The organism is Mesorhizobium sp. M2A.F.Ca.ET.043.05.1.1 (genome assembly GCF_003952445.1).
Taxonomy (GTDB): Bacteria; Pseudomonadota; Alphaproteobacteria; order Rhizobiales; family Rhizobiaceae; genus Mesorhizobium.
Genome location: NZ_CP034446.1, coordinates 206,747 through 222,045, shown reverse-complemented (window position 1 = coordinate 222,045; position 15,299 = coordinate 206,747). Strand labels below are relative to the sequence as shown.

Annotated in this window: 14 protein-coding genes, 1 tRNA gene and 3 pseudogenes; 10 read left to right on the top strand and 8 right to left on the bottom strand. The window is 62.5% G+C overall.

Going from position 1 to position 15,299, the window contains the following annotated elements; genetic code table 11:
• The first annotated feature begins 100 nt into the window (after positions 1 to 100).
• Positions 101 to 439 carry a metalloregulator ArsR/SmtB family transcription factor gene (locus tag EJ069_RS01025; protein WP_126059678.1) on the top strand — a complete coding sequence of 113 codons (339 nt, stop codon included), beginning with the start codon at positions 101 to 103 and terminating at the stop codon, positions 437 to 439.
• A gap of 53 nt (positions 440 to 492) precedes the next feature.
• Positions 493 to 1,290, top strand: coding sequence for an RNA methyltransferase (locus EJ069_RS01020; RefSeq protein ID WP_126059677.1), 798 nt, complete (start codon positions 493 to 495; stop codon positions 1,288 to 1,290).
• Positions 1,291 to 1,331: 41 nt separating this feature from the next.
• Here EJ069_RS01020 and EJ069_RS01015 read toward each other — a convergent pair whose 3' ends face one another.
• A complete protein-coding gene (locus EJ069_RS01015; protein ID WP_126059676.1) occupies positions 1,332 to 2,474 on the bottom strand; it encodes a hypothetical protein in 1,143 nt (380 codons plus the stop codon).
• A 134-nt stretch (positions 2,475 to 2,608) separates the two neighbouring features.
• A pseudogene (locus tag EJ069_RS01010) lies at positions 2,609 to 3,144 on the bottom strand (EipA family protein).
• 384 nt (positions 3,145 to 3,528) lie between these two features.
• Here EJ069_RS01010 and EJ069_RS01005 point away from each other — a divergent pair.
• Together EJ069_RS01005 and EJ069_RS01000 are read left to right on the top strand one after the other, a co-directional pair.
• On the top strand, positions 3,529 to 4,158 hold the full coding sequence (locus tag EJ069_RS01005; RefSeq protein ID WP_042640350.1) for a histidine phosphotransferase family protein: 630 nt from the start codon (positions 3,529 to 3,531) through the stop codon (positions 4,156 to 4,158).
• A 324-nt stretch (positions 4,159 to 4,482) separates the two neighbouring features.
• Positions 4,483 to 4,851, top strand: coding sequence for a response regulator (locus tag EJ069_RS01000; protein ID WP_126064597.1), 369 nt, complete (start codon positions 4,483 to 4,485; stop codon positions 4,849 to 4,851).
• Between the two features lie 68 nt (positions 4,852 to 4,919).
• Here EJ069_RS01000 and ctrA read toward each other — a convergent pair whose 3' ends face one another.
• A complete protein-coding gene (gene ctrA / locus EJ069_RS00995; RefSeq protein ID WP_006203583.1) occupies positions 4,920 to 5,615 on the bottom strand; it encodes a cell cycle two-component system response regulator CtrA in 696 nt (231 codons plus the stop codon).
• 449 nt (positions 5,616 to 6,064) lie between these two features.
• Here ctrA and EJ069_RS00990 point away from each other — a divergent pair, with 449 nt between their 5' ends.
• Positions 6,065 to 6,442 (top strand): flagellar export protein FliJ, encoded by a 378-nt coding sequence (locus tag EJ069_RS00990; RefSeq protein WP_126064596.1) that lies wholly within the window; start codon positions 6,065 to 6,067, stop codon positions 6,440 to 6,442.
• 102 nt (positions 6,443 to 6,544) lie between these two features.
• Here EJ069_RS00990 and EJ069_RS00985 read toward each other — a convergent pair whose 3' ends face one another.
• The gene (locus EJ069_RS00985; protein WP_126059675.1) at positions 6,545 to 6,943 is read right to left on the bottom strand and encodes a helix-turn-helix domain-containing protein; all 399 of its coding nucleotides are present in this window, start codon (positions 6,941 to 6,943) and stop codon (positions 6,545 to 6,547) included.
• A 91-nt stretch (positions 6,944 to 7,034) separates the two neighbouring features.
• Here EJ069_RS00985 and EJ069_RS00980 point away from each other — a divergent pair, with 91 nt between their 5' ends.
• Positions 7,035 to 7,961: an NADP-dependent oxidoreductase gene (locus EJ069_RS00980; protein WP_126059674.1), complete on the top strand. Its 927-nt coding sequence runs from the start codon at positions 7,035 to 7,037 to the stop codon at positions 7,959 to 7,961.
• Positions 7,962 to 8,022: 61 nt separating this feature from the next.
• Here the strand turns inward: EJ069_RS00980 and EJ069_RS00975 are convergent, their stop codons facing one another.
• Entirely contained in the window at positions 8,023 to 8,298 is a 276-nt protein-coding gene (locus EJ069_RS00975; protein ID WP_006203587.1) for a DUF1153 domain-containing protein, read from the bottom strand.
• Positions 8,299 to 8,552: 254 nt separating this feature from the next.
• Between EJ069_RS00975 and mnmA the strand changes: the two genes are divergently transcribed.
• A complete protein-coding gene (gene mnmA, locus EJ069_RS00970; RefSeq protein WP_126059673.1) occupies positions 8,553 to 9,743 on the top strand; it encodes a tRNA 2-thiouridine(34) synthase MnmA in 1,191 nt (396 codons plus the stop codon).
• A 35-nt stretch (positions 9,744 to 9,778) separates the two neighbouring features.
• Here the strand turns inward: mnmA and EJ069_RS00965 are convergent, their stop codons facing one another.
• Positions 9,779 to 10,744 (bottom strand): Gfo/Idh/MocA family oxidoreductase, encoded by a 966-nt coding sequence (locus EJ069_RS00965; RefSeq protein WP_126059672.1) that lies wholly within the window; start codon positions 10,742 to 10,744, stop codon positions 9,779 to 9,781.
• 251 nt (positions 10,745 to 10,995) lie between these two features.
• Between EJ069_RS00965 and EJ069_RS00960 the strand changes: the two genes are divergently transcribed.
• Positions 10,996 to 11,072 (top strand) — tRNA-Met (locus EJ069_RS00960).
• A gap of 398 nt (positions 11,073 to 11,470) precedes the next feature.
• Here EJ069_RS00960 and EJ069_RS00955 read toward each other — a convergent pair.
• Together EJ069_RS00955 and EJ069_RS00950 are read right to left on the bottom strand one after the other, a co-directional pair.
• Complete coding sequence (locus EJ069_RS00955; protein WP_126059671.1) at positions 11,471 to 11,983, bottom strand: OmpA family protein; 513 nt, start codon at positions 11,981 to 11,983, stop codon at positions 11,471 to 11,473.
• Between the two features lie 9 nt (positions 11,984 to 11,992).
• Positions 11,993 to 12,652: a L,D-transpeptidase gene (locus tag EJ069_RS00950; RefSeq protein WP_126059670.1), complete on the bottom strand. Its 660-nt coding sequence runs from the start codon at positions 12,650 to 12,652 to the stop codon at positions 11,993 to 11,995.
• Positions 12,653 to 12,733: 81 nt separating this feature from the next.
• Between EJ069_RS00950 and EJ069_RS33095 the strand changes: the two are divergent.
• Together EJ069_RS33095 and EJ069_RS00940 are read left to right on the top strand one after the other, a co-directional pair.
• A pseudogene (locus EJ069_RS33095) lies at positions 12,734 to 12,939 on the top strand (efflux RND transporter permease subunit); the annotation flags it as partial.
• A gap of 70 nt (positions 12,940 to 13,009) precedes the next feature.
• Positions 13,010 to 15,042, top strand: a pseudogene (locus tag EJ069_RS00940) (YgiQ family radical SAM protein).
• The last annotated feature ends 257 nt before the right edge of the window (positions 15,043 to 15,299 follow it).

Sequence of the window (15,299 nt, the reverse complement as noted above, 5' to 3'; positions counted from 1 at the left end):
TGTTGTGGCGCTGATTCAGCGCCTATCGACATCTGAACATTGTGGAATCAGGCGCCATTGCCCCCTGGCGCCAGGATGAGCCAGGACCCTTGGGGGATCTATGATCTCAAACAAACTAATGGCCAATGCGGAATCGGCCGCCGCCTTTCTCACTCTCATGGGTAACGAAAAGCGTTTGCTGATCGTGGCCCATCTGATCGACGACGAAATGTCGGTCGGCGCCATCGCCGAAAAGGTGCAACTCAGCCAGTCCGCGCTGTCGCAGCATCTCGCCAAGCTGAGGGCGCTCGATCTCGTCGAGACCCGGCGCGACCGCCAGATGATCTACTATTCCTGCAAATCCGAAGCGGTGCGCGAATTGCTGCGTATGCTGGAAGGCATTTTCGGCGACGGCGATCTTTCGCAGATGGCCTATCGGTTGCGTCGCGCCGGGGCTTGACCCGCAGCGCCAGTGGCTCATTACCTCGCTGACCATCCTCGGCGAGGTCCTGTATGAACATCATCCCGATCGACGATCCTGGAGATCCGCGCGTCGCCGCCTATCTCCACATTCGCGAGCGCGACCTCGTCGGTAGGCAGGGCCGCTTCGTCGCCGAAGGCAAGGTGGTGCTGGACCTCTTGCTGTCGACAGGGCGCTTCACTGCCGAGTCGGCTCTTATCCTCGAAAACCGGCTGGCGGGCCTGCAGGCGATCCTGCACAAGGCGCCTTCGGATTTCCCGGTCTATGTCGCGGCCGGCGAGGTCATGGACCGGATCGCCGGCTTCCACATGCATCGCGGCGTCCTGGCGATCGGCATGCGCGGCGATGCGGCGCCCGCCGAACTTCTGGTGCAAGACTTGCCTCGGCAAGCCTTGGCCGTCGTCCTGGTCGGCATCTCCAATCACGACAATATGGGGGCGATCTTCCGCAATGCCGCAGCCTTCGGCGCGGACGCGGTGCTGCTGGACCGGACCTGCTGCGATCCGCTTTACCGCAAGGCGATCCGCGTTTCCGTCGGCGCGGCGCTGAAGGTTCCCTTCGCGTCCTTCAACGATACCGCAGCCTTCACCGCGACGCTCGACCGGCTTGGCTTCAGCCAATTCGCGCTCTCGCCGCGTGGCGCAACCGACATCCGCGATGCGGAGCGGCCATCGAGGCTGGCGCTCTATCTCGGCACTGAAGGCGAAGGCCTGCCACAAGAGCTGCTTGCCAGACTGCACACGGTAAGGATCGCCATGGCGGAAGACTTCGACAGCCTGAACGTCGCGGCAGCTTCGGCCGTCGCCTTACATCACTTTTCAAACCGGTAGCAGTCCGCGGAACGATCCGAGGGCGCCCCGCGATCGTCTCTTCAGTTGGACGAGCCGGACTTCTGCAACGCCCTCACGCGGTCGGCAAGGCTGATGCCGCGCCCATTCTGCTGCCCGTCACTCGCCAGGGCCTTGGCGATAGGGGAATCCGGCCCTTCGAGCTTCATCGTCAGATTGACGACCTCGGCCGCCAGCTCGTTCATCTGTTCGCGAAGGCCGGCGCCGGAGCGTGCGTCGCCCGCCGATTCCGGCACTGCCGTCCCCGAGTCGGCGAGATCGCTTTTCAGCCGCTTGTTCTCACGCGCCAGCGCCGTCAGCCTTGCCTCCAGCCGTTCCCGGTCGGCCTCGAGCTTGGCGATCGCGTTGTCGACATCGTCGCTTTTCGCATCCGGCCCGGCGGTCAGCCGCGCGACGCCGTTTGCCACGGCGATCTCCTTCGAACGTTCGCGCATTCGAGCAAGGTCCTTCTCGCGCCGGTCGAGCTTCTCCTCACGGTCGGCGAGCGTGGCGAGCAGTCGCTCCACCTTCTTCTCGAGCTCGGCCGTTTTCTTCTTCTCGGCCTTCAACGCTTCGCGCGCAGCCTTGCTTTCCGATGCGATTTCCTGGCTGTGGCGGTCCGCCTCCTTGCGCTGGCTCTTGAGCAACGCGATGTCGCTGGCGAGCTTTTCCAGCTCGGATTCGCGGGCAACCAGCTCGATCTGGCGGTTCGAGGACGAGAAACTGGCGTCATCATACATCTGCTCGAGCTTCTGCAGCTCCAGCGCGCGCTTCTCCAACGCCCGCTCGGCCTGCGCAAGCTTTTCCGACAGGCGGTGCAAATCTTCCTCGCGCTGCTTGAGCTCCGCATTTTTGGCCTGCAAATCGGAGAGCGCCTGGTTCTTGTCCTTCTTTTCGACCGCGAGCCCCTTCAGGGCCTCGTGCCCGCGAGCGATCTCCACCAGCTGCTCGGCCACCTTCTCCTGCAGGTTCTTGACGGTTATCTCCAGCCGGCGCGTCGTCATTGCATATTCCGCCCGGACCCGGTCCTTGTCCGCCTGGATCTCGGCTTGCGTCAGCGGCAGCGACGCCTCCAGGCGTCTGCGCGTCAGCACGACGGCCCGCCGCCAGACCGCCGGCGCGATCAGCGACACCAGGAAAACGGCGCTCAGGAAACCGAGTGCGAAGAACAGAACCGACTGGACCAAGGCGAGCTATCCACTTTGCGGAGCGGCAATCGCTGGATTGTGCCACCTTGGCATGGCGGAAATTCAACGCCGCGGCAAGAGCTTGCCGCGGCGTGATCAGCACGGTCCGAGCGATTGTAACGGGCAGAACCCGATCAGAACGGGTTCCAGGTCGGCCTTTCGGTGAGCTTCAGATAGCCGAGATTGACCCCGAGGCGGGCGCCGACGCCGGTGCGGATCGGCACCAGCAGCACCCGATTGCTCTGCAGCACGTTGAAGCCGACGCCCGCAATCACATAGGCGGAGCCCGCAACGCCGCCGAAGCGGTTGTAGAGGCTGCTGATGTCGTCGAGGTTGTAAACCAGCATCATCACCCGGGAGCCCTCGCCGCCGAAATCCCAGCCGAGCGACGGCCCTTGCCAGAATACCTTATGGTCGCCGGCGTTCTTGGTGTAGAGCGTCCCCTCGCCATAGGTCAGGCCGCCGATGAGGGCCCCTGATCCCTCCTCGCCCAGCAGGTAGCCGTTCGGCAGGCCGTAGGACGCGAATATCTTCTCGACGACCGTGGCCAAGCCACCGGATGTCTCGCCGAAGAATTTATGACCGGAATCGATGATTTCCTGAGCGGTGTACTGTTGAGCCCGCGATGCCGCGGTCGAAAGGACCAAAGCCCCAGGAGTGTGATGGTCATGGTGAGGACACGGACGAATGTCCGGTCGTAGTATCGGGAAAACATGCTTCCAATCTCCGTCAGGGAGCACTTTCGCCGACGCCTCGCACCCTTGCGGCTCTTGGCGGCCGTTCAGGGTGGCTATCACGGGCAAACTATGCCGTAATCCTTTTTCAACCATTAAGCTCCGACACGAAGATGGCGGTTCGAAGGCTGAGCTTTGGCCCCGACCACCGGTTTTCCCCCCGTGAACGCACCATTTTCAGGCTCAGCAATTTGGATTTGTTGCTGCGCGCTCAGGCGCTGTGTATTCAGAAAGCCTTGGAAAGGCGCGTGATTCGTGTAGGCGGGCGCGAAAACGGTCGCTCGGCCATGAACAAGTGACTTGAAGCAGGGATTTCACCGATGGCCGAGCTCTTCACTCTTTCCGCGCCCGATCTCGCGGCGCTGCTTTGCAGCCGCGTCTGCCACGACATCATTTCGCCGGTCGGCGCGATCAACAATGGCCTGGAGCTGCTCGACGAAGGCGGCGCCGACGAAGACGCCATGAAGCTCATTCGCCAGAGCGCCAAAAACGCCTCGGCGCGGCTGCAGTTTGCCCGCATCGCCTTCGGCGCCGCAGGTTCCGCCGGCATGATGATCGACACCGGTGATGCCGAGGCCGTGGCCATCGCCTTCTTGAAGAACGAAAAACCGGAACTTGTGTGGAACGGCTCGCGCGCGCTGCTGCCCAAGAACAAGGTCAAGCTGCTGCTCAACCTCATTCTTGTCGCCCATGCGGCGATCCCCCGCGGCGGCAAGCTGGTGATCACGCTGGAAAATCTCGAAACCGAACCGCGCTTTTCGCTGTCGGCCAGTGGACCGATGCTGCGCGTGCCGCCGAAATTCCTCGAACTGCATTCCGGGCATAAGCCGGAGGAGCCGATCGACGCCCACTCGGTCCAGCCTTACTACACGCTGCTCCTGGCGCGCGAGGCCAACATGACGATCTCGATCCACGCGACCCCCGAAGAGATCGTGCTGACGGCTGCCTAAAGCATGTCTCCCAGAAGTGTGAGCGGTTCTGGGGACAACGAGATGCATCAAACAAAGACCTGAAGCGTCGCCTGAATCCGGCTCAGCGCGACGCGCGCTTTAAGAACTACAAGTATCTTTTATTGCTAATATTTGTATTGGCAATGCAGATCGAGCAATGCCGGCCGCGATCCATGTAACAGCGTCGTGGCCAAAAACCGCGCGATGCGCCTGTTTGGAAAAACTTTACCTAACGGCTTTTCAGCTTCTTTACCAGATTGGCCTATGGTGCTCATCGGTTACCCGGAGGCTGCCGGTTCGGCAGATGGCAAAGAGGATCCGGACATGAAGCGCTGCCTTTTCGTCGATGATTCGAGCGTCATCAGGAAGGTCGCTAAACGTATTCTTGGCGGCTCGGACATCATTGTTGTCGAGGCGTCGACCGGGGTCGAGGCTACCGAAATCTGCGCCGACGGCATGCCGGACGTCATTGTCATCGACGGCGGGCTGACCGACGTCCAGGCGGTGGACCTTATTCGCCGCATCCGCGCTATGGAAGCTCCCATCAAGCCCCAGATCCTGGTCTCGCTGGTCGAGGTCGATGTGGCCGCGATCATGCGCGCCAAGCGCGCCGGCGCTCAAGGTTATCTCCTGAAGCCCTTCAACCGCGCGCAACTGCTCGAAAGCTTCCGTTTCCTGAAGATCGCCGCCTGATTCGCAGGGAGCGGTGCAACAAAAAACCCGGCCTGAGCCGGGTTTTTGCTTCAAACCGTTTGGATCGCTTACGCGCTGACGCGGATGTCTTCCGGTTCGCGCAGCACATAGCCGCGGCCCCACACCGTCTCGATGTAGTTCTGGCCGCCGGACGCCGCGTCCAGCTTCTTGCGCAACTTGCAGATGAAGACGTCGATGATCTTCAGCTCCGGCTCGTCCATGCCGCCGTAGAGATGGTTGAGGAACATTTCCTTGGTGAGCGTGGTGCCCTTGCGCAGCGAGAGCAGCTCCAGCATCTGATATTCCTTGCCGGTCAGGTGCACGCGCTGACCGCCGACCTCGACCGTCTTGGCGTCGAGATTGACCACCAGATCGCCCGTGGTGATGACCGACTGGGCGTGGCCCTTGGAGCGGCGCACGATGGCGTGGATGCGCGCCACCAGTTCGTCCTTGTGGAAGGGCTTGGTCATATAATCGTCGGCGCCGAAGCCCAGGCCGCGCACTTTGTCCTCGATGCCGGCCATGCCGGACAGGATCAGGATCGGCGTCTTGACCTTGGAGAGGCGCAGCGTGCGCAGGACTTCGTATCCCGACATGTCGGGAAGATTGAGATCCAGAAGGATGATGTCGTAATCGTAGAGCTTGCCGAGGTCGACACCTTCTTCGCCGAGATCGGTCGTATAGACGTTGAAGCTCTCCGATTTCAGCATCAATTCGATGCTCTGTGCGGTTGCACTGTCATCTTCAATCAGCAGAACACGCATTTCATTCCCCTTTTCTGCTGCCGGGCCGTGTCACGACCCGTCCGGGACCCGGAGCAGTGATTGCCTGAACAGAAGGTGCCACCGACTGGTTAACAAATCCTAATTTCGTGTCATCCACGATACCAGATTTTTTAACCCCTTTCTACACCCACTTGAATCTAATAACGAATCACAGACGCAAACCGCTAATGCACCACATCAAAAAGTCAGCCTAAGTGACTCCAGAGACTCGCTGGCCCGGGCTTCCGCCGAGAGCCGGAATTTTTACCCGGCCTTAAGTCCTCGCCCGTATGATTAACAATGCCCGTAAACGAATGGTTACCGCCGGCGAAAATCTTTAGGGCTTTGTTTCCTATAGCCCAGGGAAAGCCGGGGGAAACGGGCGGGGCTTGGATCGTTCCGGGCGGACTGGACGGTATTGCAGGTGTGCGTTTGCGGAGTATCGAATCATGAAGTCACGTGAAAACCTCGTTCGGCTGAAGCAATTTCAGGTGAATGAGAAGCGGCGGCAGCTCTTGCAGCTGGACATGATGATCGCCGAGTTCGAACGCATGGCCGTCGAGCTGGAAGCGCAGATCATCGCCGAGGAGAAAAAAGCCGGCATCACCGACATCAACCATTTCGCCTATCCGACCTTCGCCAAAGCGGCCCGCCTTCGCCGCGACAACCTCAGGAATTCACAAAGCGACCTCGCCCAGCAGCGAAGCACCGCCGAATCATTACTCGGCGAAGCTGAAGCGGAGCTTTCCAAAGCGGAGATGCTGGAATCGCGCGACACCAAGATCCGCGACGCCGAAATAGGCGGCCGCAGCGCCATGATCGGCTGATCGCCGGCATATTGCAGCCATTGCGGCAGACATGTCGAGCCGGAGGCATGCCGCCGGCAGCTTCAGCACCGCCAGCCGGTCGAATCAGCCTCGCCGCCTGCTTCAGGACACGGCCATCTCGTCATGATCAGCCGATGCCCGCGCTCGGGCTTCCTTGATTTCCGGCGCATGTTCTTCGGCCCATGAGCGTATCTGGCTGAGCAGCCCCGCCAGGTTCTGGCCAAGCTCCGTGAGTTCATACTCTACACGTGGCGGAATGACGGGAAACACCTCGCGCCGCACGAGACCGTCGCGCTCCAGCACACGCAGCGTCTGGGTCAGCATCTTGGGCGTGATGCCTTCCATCTTGCGCGCCAGCTCGCCGTTGCGCAGCCTGCCGCGCCGCAGCGCGCAGACGGTAAGATAGACCCACTTGCTGGCAAGCATCTCAAGCACGGTGTGCGACGGGCAGGTGCGCCGGAATGCGTCGTAACCGAGCGGTGAAATGTCCTCACTATCCATAAGGTACCTATATATCAAAAAGGTGTATACTCGACAATCAGCTATTAGTATCCAAAAGATAGCGGCACATCCACTTGAACAGGAGGCGTTCATGCGTGCCGTTATCCAAACTTCCGTCGGCGGACCGGAGGTCCTTTTCGTCGCAGAGCAGCCAGACCCCGCGCCCAAGCCCGGCGAGGTGCTCGTGCGCGTCAAGGCGGCGGGCATCAACCCGGTCGACGGCGCCGTGCGCAGCGGTTCCTACCCACTGCTCGGCGAGCCGCCCTTCATTCTCGGCTGGGATATTTCAGGAACCGTCGCCGCGCTCGGCGCCGGCGTGACCGTCTTCAAGGTCGGCGATGAGGTGTTCGGCATGCCGCGCTTTCCCAAGCAGGCTGGAGCCTATGCCGAGCTTGCCGCGGCGCCGGCGGACGAGTTGGCCGCGAAGGCTGCGGCCATCGACCACGCGCATGCCGCGGCCTTGCCGCTCGCCGGCTTGACGGCCTGGCAGGGCCTCATCCGCCACGGCCACCTGCAGGCGGGCCAACGCGCGCTGATCCATGCCGGTGCCGGTGGCGTCGGCCATCTGGCGGTGCAGATCGCCAAGGCGCGCGGCGCCTATGTCATCGCCACGGCCAGCCCGGGCAAAACGGATTTCGTCCGCGCGCTCGGCGCCGACGAGGTGATCGATTACACCAAGGATGATTTCGCGGGGAAAGTCGGCAATGTCGATCTGGTTCTGGATCCGATCGGCGGCGACCATGCCGACCAATCGCTGGCAGTTCTGCGTGACGGCGGCGTTCTGGTCTCGCTGCTCAATGTTCACGATGCCACCAGGGCGAAGGCCGGCGCGCGCGGCATCCACGTCGAGCGCATGTCCGTGGTGCCCGACCGCGATGGCCTGGTCGAGCTTGCCAGGCTGGTGGATGCAAGCAAGCTCTCGCCCCATGTGGCGAAGGCCTTCCCGCTCGACCAGGCGGGAGCAGCTCATGCTTTTCTGGCCACGCGGCCGATCGGCAAGCTTGTGCTGACGGTCTGAGGTTTTACAAAAGCGAAACGGGCGCGGAACATCGCGCCCTTTTCGTTAATGTCTATCCAGCCTAGTGCCGGTATTGCTGGATACGCGTGGTGCGCAGCCCGGCAAGGCCGTATTCGTCGATCGATGCCTGCCAGGATAGAAATTCTTCGGTGGTGAGCTTGTAGCGCTGGCAGGCTTCCTCAAGGCTGAGCAGGCCGCCACGTACCGCTGCGACAACTTCCGCCTTGCGCCGGATAACCCAGCGCCGCGTGTTCGTCGGCGGCAGATCGGCGATGGTAAGAGGGCTGCCGTCGGGCCCAATAACATACTTGACTCTAGGTCTAACCAGATCGGTCATCGTACTCTCTACTAAAAACTCAAAGACCCAATCCCCGCCACAGTACCGCCACAGCTTTAAAAATTGCCTAAGCGAACCCTAATCACTAGGTAAGGATCGTGAACGCCCGGTTAGGATATCGTTTAGAATTTGAAACACCGGCCTCCAGGTCCTGAAATTGCCGGTAATTTCGTCCTGGGCCGCAAGCTGGCGCAGACGTGGCGCTTGACCTATATTCCGGCCATTGGCATTGAGCGCCGCACAGTGAAAGCACCATGAACAGCCTCGACCTCCCTCGCCGCCCAGAAGAAACCCGCGTCGTCGTCGCGATGTCGGGCGGTGTCGATTCGTCCGTGGTCGCGGGCATCCTGAAGCGCGAAGGATATGACGTCGTCGGCGTGACGCTGCAGCTCTACGATCACGGCGCCGCCACCCATCGCGCCGGTTCGTGCTGCGCCGGCCAGGACATAGACGACGCCCGCCGCGTCTCGGAGACACTCGGCATTCCGCACTACGTGCTCGACTATGAAGAGCGCTTCCGCAAGGCGGTCATCGATCCCTTTGCCGAGAGCTACGTCGCCGGCGAGACGCCGATCCCTTGCGTATCGTGCAACCAGACGGTCAAGTTCGCCGACCTCCTGGCCACCGCGCAGGATCTCGGCGCCGACGCCTTGGCCACCGGCCACTATATCCGTTCGCGCGCCAATGGCGCGCACCGCGCGCTCTACCGGCCGGTCGACGCCGACCGAGACCAGAGCTATTTCCTGTTCGCCACCACGCAGGCGCAGATTGATTATCTGCGATTTCCCCTTGGCGGTCTTTCCAAGCCGCAGGTCCGGGCCATTGCCGAGGAGATGGGGTTGACCGTCGCCGCCAAGCAGGACAGCCAGGACATCTGCTTCGTGCCGCAGGGCAAGTATTCCGACATCATCGCCAAGCTGAAGCCCGCGGCCGCCAACCCCGGCGACATCGTCCATATCGATGGCCGGGTGCTCGGCCGCCATGAAGGCATCCTGCGCTACACGATCGGTCAGCGCCGCGGCATCGGCATCGCCTCCGGCGAGCCGCTCTATGTCGTCCATCTGGATGCCGACCGGGCGCGCGTCATCGTCGGCCCGCGCGAGGCGCTGGAGACGCACAAGATCTATTTGCGCGCCATGAACTGGCTGGGCGACAACCCGCTGTCCGACGTTCCGGCCGGCGGGATCGAGCTCTTCGCAAAAGTCCGCTCGACCAGGCCGCCGCGTCCGGCCGTGCTGCATCATCGCGCCGGCGTGACCTCAGTCGAGCTGGCCGACGGCGAGTCCGGCATCGCGCCCGGGCAGGCCTGCGTGCTCTATTCCGACGATGGAAACGAGGCTCGGGTGTTCGGCGGCGGTTTCATCGAGCGTTCCGAGCGCGGAGCCGAGGCCGAGGCCATGCTGTCCAGGCTGGCCGCGAGGCCTGCGCAGATCCCAGCCGAGTAAGTTCTCAGTTATATCGTCGCTGCTTTCAGGACATCTCAGACCGACGAGCCCGTGTGTATGACTGTGCCGGCGGTCAGGATGCGCAGCACCCGGATCGCCTCCTCGCCGTCGGTGCGCGGTTCGGCGCGCGTCTGGATGCATTGCATGAAGTGGGCAAGCTCGCGCGTCAGCGGCATGCCCTCGCCGACCGGCACGTAGGAAGGCTCGTTGGCCGTGAACGCCCATTGGCCGCTGTCCTGCCAGACCGCGTGGCGGTAGACGGCAAGCTTGCGCTCCCATGGCTCGACGTCGTCGAACACCGCCATCGCCTTGGTGCCGACGACCGTCAGCCGCCGCTCGCGATAGGGATTGAGGCGCGAGGCGAAGAGATGGCTCCGCAGGCCGTTCGGAAAGCGCATATGCAGATGCGCGAAGTCGCTGAGATTGTCGAGCAGCGCCGCGCCCTCGCCCCTCACCTCGATCGGCTCGGTGCCGGTGATGGCGAGGATCATCGACAGGTCGTGCGGCGCAAGGTCCCAGAGCGCATCGTTCTCGGTGTGGAACTTGCCGAGGCCGAGCCGGTGCGAATGGATGTAGCGCACCTCGCCGAGCTCGCCATTGTCGATCAGCCCCTTCAGCGTCTCGAAGGCAGGATGGAAGCGCAACACATGGCCGACCATGAAGACACGGGCCTTGTCCTTGGCCGCCTGCACCGCGCGCTCCGCATCGGCGACGGTCAGCGCGATCGGCTTCTCCACGAGCACGTCCTTGCCGCTTTCGACGGCCCGAACGGCGGTGTCGGCATGAAATTGCGGCGGCAGCGCCATGACGATGGCGTCGATATCGTTTCTCTCGAACAGTCTGTCCGGCTCGATCGCCAGACAATCCTGCTCGCTGGCGAAACCCTCGGCCCGAGCGCGGTTGACGTCGGAAACGACGTGCAGCGCGCCAAGCGCCTTGAGGGTGCGGATATGGTTGCTGCCCCAGTATCCGCAACCGAGGACGGCGATGCGCGGCTTCATTCGTTCAAACTCTAGAATTTCATTGCCGAGACATAGCGACGTGCCCCGCCGAACTCAACCCCGGCGCAGCCCTGAGCGTCTGTCCGGCAAAGCTTTTCTGGGACGAGATTATACGGGCTGGATTATGCCGGCATGTCGGCATCATCCAAGCTTGACAGGCTCACCCTCCCAACCTTATATCCGCGCGACCTTGGCGAACGCCTCGCGACGCCCGTCCATTTAGGACGGTTTTCCGGGCCATTTGCCACCCTGGCGGGGTAGCTCAGTTGGTTAGAGCACGGGAATCATAATCCTGGGGTCGGGGGTTCAAGTCCCTCTCCCGCTACCATCTTCCCCCTACTCCTTGGACGCTGTGGGGAAGGCGCTGTTGCCCAAGAGTGCCGTCATCCGACCAGCGATTTCGACTTCAACGCGCCGGTTTTCGAGGATCTCGAAACACCGTAACGGTTTCGATCAGGCCACGCATTGCCCCTGCACATCCGGAATCGCCACGAAGCAATGCCCTTGGCACGCCCGGTCCGAAGTTGGTTCAGTTGCCCCTCGTAGCGGGCGAGCACCGCAGGGTGCAGCACGACCACTCCGTCGCAGCGGGTACCCGATCCAACTCTGCCAAAACGCTCTTGCGCTCTTCGTTCAGCGTTGTTGAGGTCCCCAGTACGGCTGGGTCGCCATAGCCCTTGGCAATAGCGTTGAAAAGCCGCTCGATCTCCTGAGACAAGTCCCCCTCTACGGCTCGTCCCTCTCATCGCGCAAATTAGACACGACGCGGCGATTCTGTGACCTGCAGGCGGTGTCGGGACAGTTGCGGACGAGCCTGTCCTTGCCGTAACCCTTGGCCCACATGCGACTACGGTCTATGCCGCCGGCGGCGAGGTAGCCCATCACTGCATCGGCGCGCTGCTGCGACAGCGCCGTTTCGTTTGCGCCGGGATCGTCGGCGAAACCCTGCAGCTTGAGCAGCCAGCGCGGATACTTTGCTAACCAGGCGATCTGGGTGTCGAGGGTGGTCTTGGCGACAGAATCGAGCGCGGCCGAACCTTTCGTGAAATAGGTGCGGCGGCCGACATTAAGGATAAAATCCTCCTCGCTGCCCGGCTGCACGTTCTGGAAGGCGGCAATCTCGGCGTTGGTGACGTCGGGCGTGGAAGGGGCCAGCGTGTTGCTGGTCGAGCAGGATGCGGTCAGCACCAGCAGGCTGGCGGCGAGCAGCCGGCGCGTGTTTTCAATCATGCGGTCCATGAGGCGCCATCATTCGACAGAGGTGGAAGCGGGCGCCTGGTCGGCGATGTGCGGCAGTACTTCCACCGCGGTGCCGATCGGGCACCGCTGGTAAAGGTCGATTATGTCTTCCGGGAACATGCGGATGCAGCCGCTGGAAGCGTCGGTGCCGATGCTCCATGGCTCCAGCGTACCGTGCAGGCGGTAGCCGATGTCGGCGCCGTCGCGGTACAGATAGAGCGCGCGTGGCCCGAGCGGATTGTTGGACGCGCCGCCTGCGATCATGTCCGGCAGTTCCGGCCTGCGCTTACGCATTTCGGGCGGCGGGACCCATTGCGGCCATAGCGCGCGGCGCTCGATCGTCGCGCGACCGTACCATTTGAAGCCTTCCTTGCCGACGCCGACGCCGTAGCGGATGGCGGTCTTGTTTTCCATGATGAGGTAGAGGAAGTGGTGGCGGGTATCGACCACGACGGTGCCGACCGGCTCGCTGCTGAAATACTTGACGATCTGGCGATGCCATCTCTTGTCTATCTTGGCGAAGTTGGTCTTTCGATAGACGAAATTGTTGTCGATGGAGGTGCCGGCGAAAAAGGATTTCGCGGTCGCGGCTTGAACAATATTGCCGGTTGCACCGACCGCGACCAGCGCCAGGCCGCCGATCACGACACCCCTGCGTGATAGAACCATCGGCAATCCCCCATGCCTTAAGCCTAGCAGACCATAGTTGAGAACTATTTCGCCTCAAAGTGGAAAATGCTGCAGTTTGCCGCAGTTGGTGGAGCACGACTGCCTCCAGTGGTGGCAGGCACCAGCTTCTCCAATGCCCGTGGTAATTGGCCTGGTTGTGCTGATGGGCGTGGTAACCAAGACCTCCATTCCCTTGGTGGAATTACGCGCTCCTGCTGCGGCGCCCGGGCCTTTCGGGTTTTGAGGCCCTGCTCGATGCAAGCCATAAGCGGGCGCGCTCCATCGTCCCAATGCATTTCCGGAGCCCAAGATCGACCTTAATTGAATTCACCTTGGCGGCGGCCTATACGTCGGCCGATGGAAACCATAGCCAGCGCCCAAAAGAACATCGTTCCGTTGTCCGGCAGCAAGCCTCATGCCCGGAAGGCTGCGCCGTTCCTGCCGATGAGCCGCGCCGAGATGGCGGCGCTCGGCTGGGATGAATGCGACATCGTGCTGGTCACGGGCGATGCCTATGTCGATCATCCGAGCTTCGGCATGGCGATCATCGGCCGTCTGCTCGAATCCCAGGATTTTCGGGTCGGCATCATCTCGCAGCCCGACTGGCAGTCGGCCGAGCCGTTCAAGGCGTTGGGCAGGCCGAGGCTGTTCTTCGGCGTTACCGGCGGCAACCTCGATTCCATGGTCAATCGCTATACGTCGGATCGCAAGCTGCGCCATGACGACGCCTATACGGCGGGCGGCGAGGGCGGCAAGCGGCCGGACCGCTGCACGATCGTCTATACGCAGCGCTGCCGCGAAGCCTACAAGGACGTGCCTATCGTGCTGGGCGGCATCGAAGCCTCGCTGCGCCGTATCGCCCACTATGATTATTGGTCCGACAAGGTGCGCCGCTCGATCCTGGCCGACGCCAAGGCCGACCTGTTGATCTACGGCAATGCCGAGCGCGCCGTCGTCGAGGTGGCGAACCGGCTTGCCGCCGGCGAAACGCCGCGCCAGCTCGATAGCATCAGGGGCGTCGCCCTGTTTCGCCGCGTGCCCGGGCATTTCACGGAACTCCATGCCGACGATCTCGATTCCGCCGACGAAGGCGCCAGCCGCAAGCCCGGCGATATCGTGATCCGGCTGCCGTCCTTCGAGCAGGTCGAGGGCAATCGCGATGCCTATGCCCGCGCCTCGCGCGTGCTGCACCGCGAGGCCAATCCCGGCAATGCCCGCCCGCTCGTCCAGCGCCATGGCGACCGCGACCTGTGGCTCAATCCGCCGCCCATCCCGCTAACCTCCGAGGAGATGGACGCCGTCTACGACCTGCCCTATGCGCGCGCGCCGCACCCGTCCTATTGCGATGCAAAAATCCCCGCCTGGGACATGATCAAGTTCTCGGTGACGGTGATGCGCGGCTGCTTCGGCGGCTGCACCTTCTGCTCGATCACCGAGCATGAAGGCCGCATCATCCAGAACCGCTCCGAGGGCTCGATCCTGCGCGAGATCGAGAAGATCCGCGACAAGACCCCGGGCTTCACCGGCGTGATCTCCGATATCGGCGGGCCGACCGCCAACATGTACCGGATGGCCTGCAAGGATCCCAAGATCGAGGCGGCCTGCCGCCTTCCGTCCTGCGTGTTTCCCGATATCTGCCCCAACCTCAACACCTCGCATGACGACCTGATCCGGCTTTATCGCAAGGTCCGCGAGGTCAACGGCGTTAAGAAGGTGATGGTCGCCTCCGGCGTGCGTTACGACCTCGCCGTCAAGAGCCCCGAATATGTCAAGGAACTGGTGGCCCACCACGTCGGCGGCTACCTCAAGATCGCGCCCGAGCACACCGAGCGCGGGCCGCTCGACAAGATGATGAAGCCCGGCATCGGCACTTATGACCGCTTCAAGGAGATGTTCGACGCAGCGCCAAGGAAGCCGGCAAGAAATACTACCTCATTCCGTATTTCATCGCCGCCCATCCCGGCACGACCGACGAGGACATGCTGCAGCTGGCGCTCTGGCTGAAGAAGAACCGCTACCGCGCCGACCAGGTGCAGACCTTCCTGCCTTCACCCATGGCGACCGCGACGGCCATGTACCATACCGGCGTCAACACGCTGAAGGGCGTGCGGCGCGGTGCGACCGACAAGGTCGAGACCGTTCGCGGCGGGCGGCAGCGCCGGCTGCACAAGGCATTCCTGCGCTATCATGACCCCGACAATTGGCCGCTGCTGCGCGATGCCTTGAAGGAGATGGGCCGCGCCGACCTTATCGGTCCCCGCCCCGACCAGCTCGTGCCCGCCCACCAGCCGCCCGGCACCGGCAAGGCCGCCGCCACCAAGCGCCCCGTGCGCCCGATCGGCAGAGGGCAGAGATTCACCACCAAGGGCGTGCCGTTTCCGAAGAAGTGAGCCGTAACGGTCCGTCAGCATAGCTGACCTGCCGGGTGGCGATCCGACCCACAAGCAGATCCGATTTCGCCGGCAGCTTGGCGCCCCAATGCAGTCGTTTGAGAACGACTCGGCGAATGACCGTTGTGGGGTTCAAGCGTCTAGTCGTAACGGCAGCGACACCAGCCGTCGAGGTTGGGCCGACATTAGTTCGGACAATCGCCAACCTCGCCTTCGACAGGAAGGAAGAAACGTCGCCGTTCGCTCGGTCGCGGCGA

Bases quoted from the DNA above. Each gene is read 5' to 3' on its own strand.
- EJ069_RS01025 (WP_126059678.1), top strand. From the start codon at position 101: ATGATCTCAAACAAACTAATGGCCAATGCGGAATCGGCCGCCGCCTTT.
- EJ069_RS01020 (WP_126059677.1), top strand. From the start codon at position 493: ATGAACATCATCCCGATCGACGATCCTGGAGATCCGCGCGTCGCCGCC.
- EJ069_RS01005 (WP_042640350.1), top strand. From the start codon at position 3,529: ATGGCCGAGCTCTTCACTCTTTCCGCGCCCGATCTCGCGGCGCTGCTT.
- EJ069_RS01000 (WP_126064597.1), top strand. From the start codon at position 4,483: ATGAAGCGCTGCCTTTTCGTCGATGATTCGAGCGTCATCAGGAAGGTC.
- ctrA (WP_006203583.1), bottom strand. From the start codon at position 5,615: ATGCGTGTTCTGCTGATTGAAGATGACAGTGCAACCGCACAGAGCATC.
- EJ069_RS00990 (WP_126064596.1), top strand. From the start codon at position 6,065: ATGAAGTCACGTGAAAACCTCGTTCGGCTGAAGCAATTTCAGGTGAAT.
- EJ069_RS00985 (WP_126059675.1), bottom strand. From the start codon at position 6,943: ATGGATAGTGAGGACATTTCACCGCTCGGTTACGACGCATTCCGGCGC.
- EJ069_RS00980 (WP_126059674.1), top strand. From the start codon at position 7,035: ATGCGTGCCGTTATCCAAACTTCCGTCGGCGGACCGGAGGTCCTTTTC.
- EJ069_RS00975 (WP_006203587.1), bottom strand. From the start codon at position 8,298: ATGACCGATCTGGTTAGACCTAGAGTCAAGTATGTTATTGGGCCCGAC.
- mnmA (WP_126059673.1), top strand. From the start codon at position 8,553: ATGAACAGCCTCGACCTCCCTCGCCGCCCAGAAGAAACCCGCGTCGTC.
- EJ069_RS00965 (WP_126059672.1), bottom strand. From the start codon at position 10,744: ATGAAGCCGCGCATCGCCGTCCTCGGTTGCGGATACTGGGGCAGCAAC.
- EJ069_RS00955 (WP_126059671.1), bottom strand. From the start codon at position 11,983: ATGGACCGCATGATTGAAAACACGCGCCGGCTGCTCGCCGCCAGCCTG.
- EJ069_RS00950 (WP_126059670.1), bottom strand. From the start codon at position 12,652: ATGGTTCTATCACGCAGGGGTGTCGTGATCGGCGGCCTGGCGCTGGTC.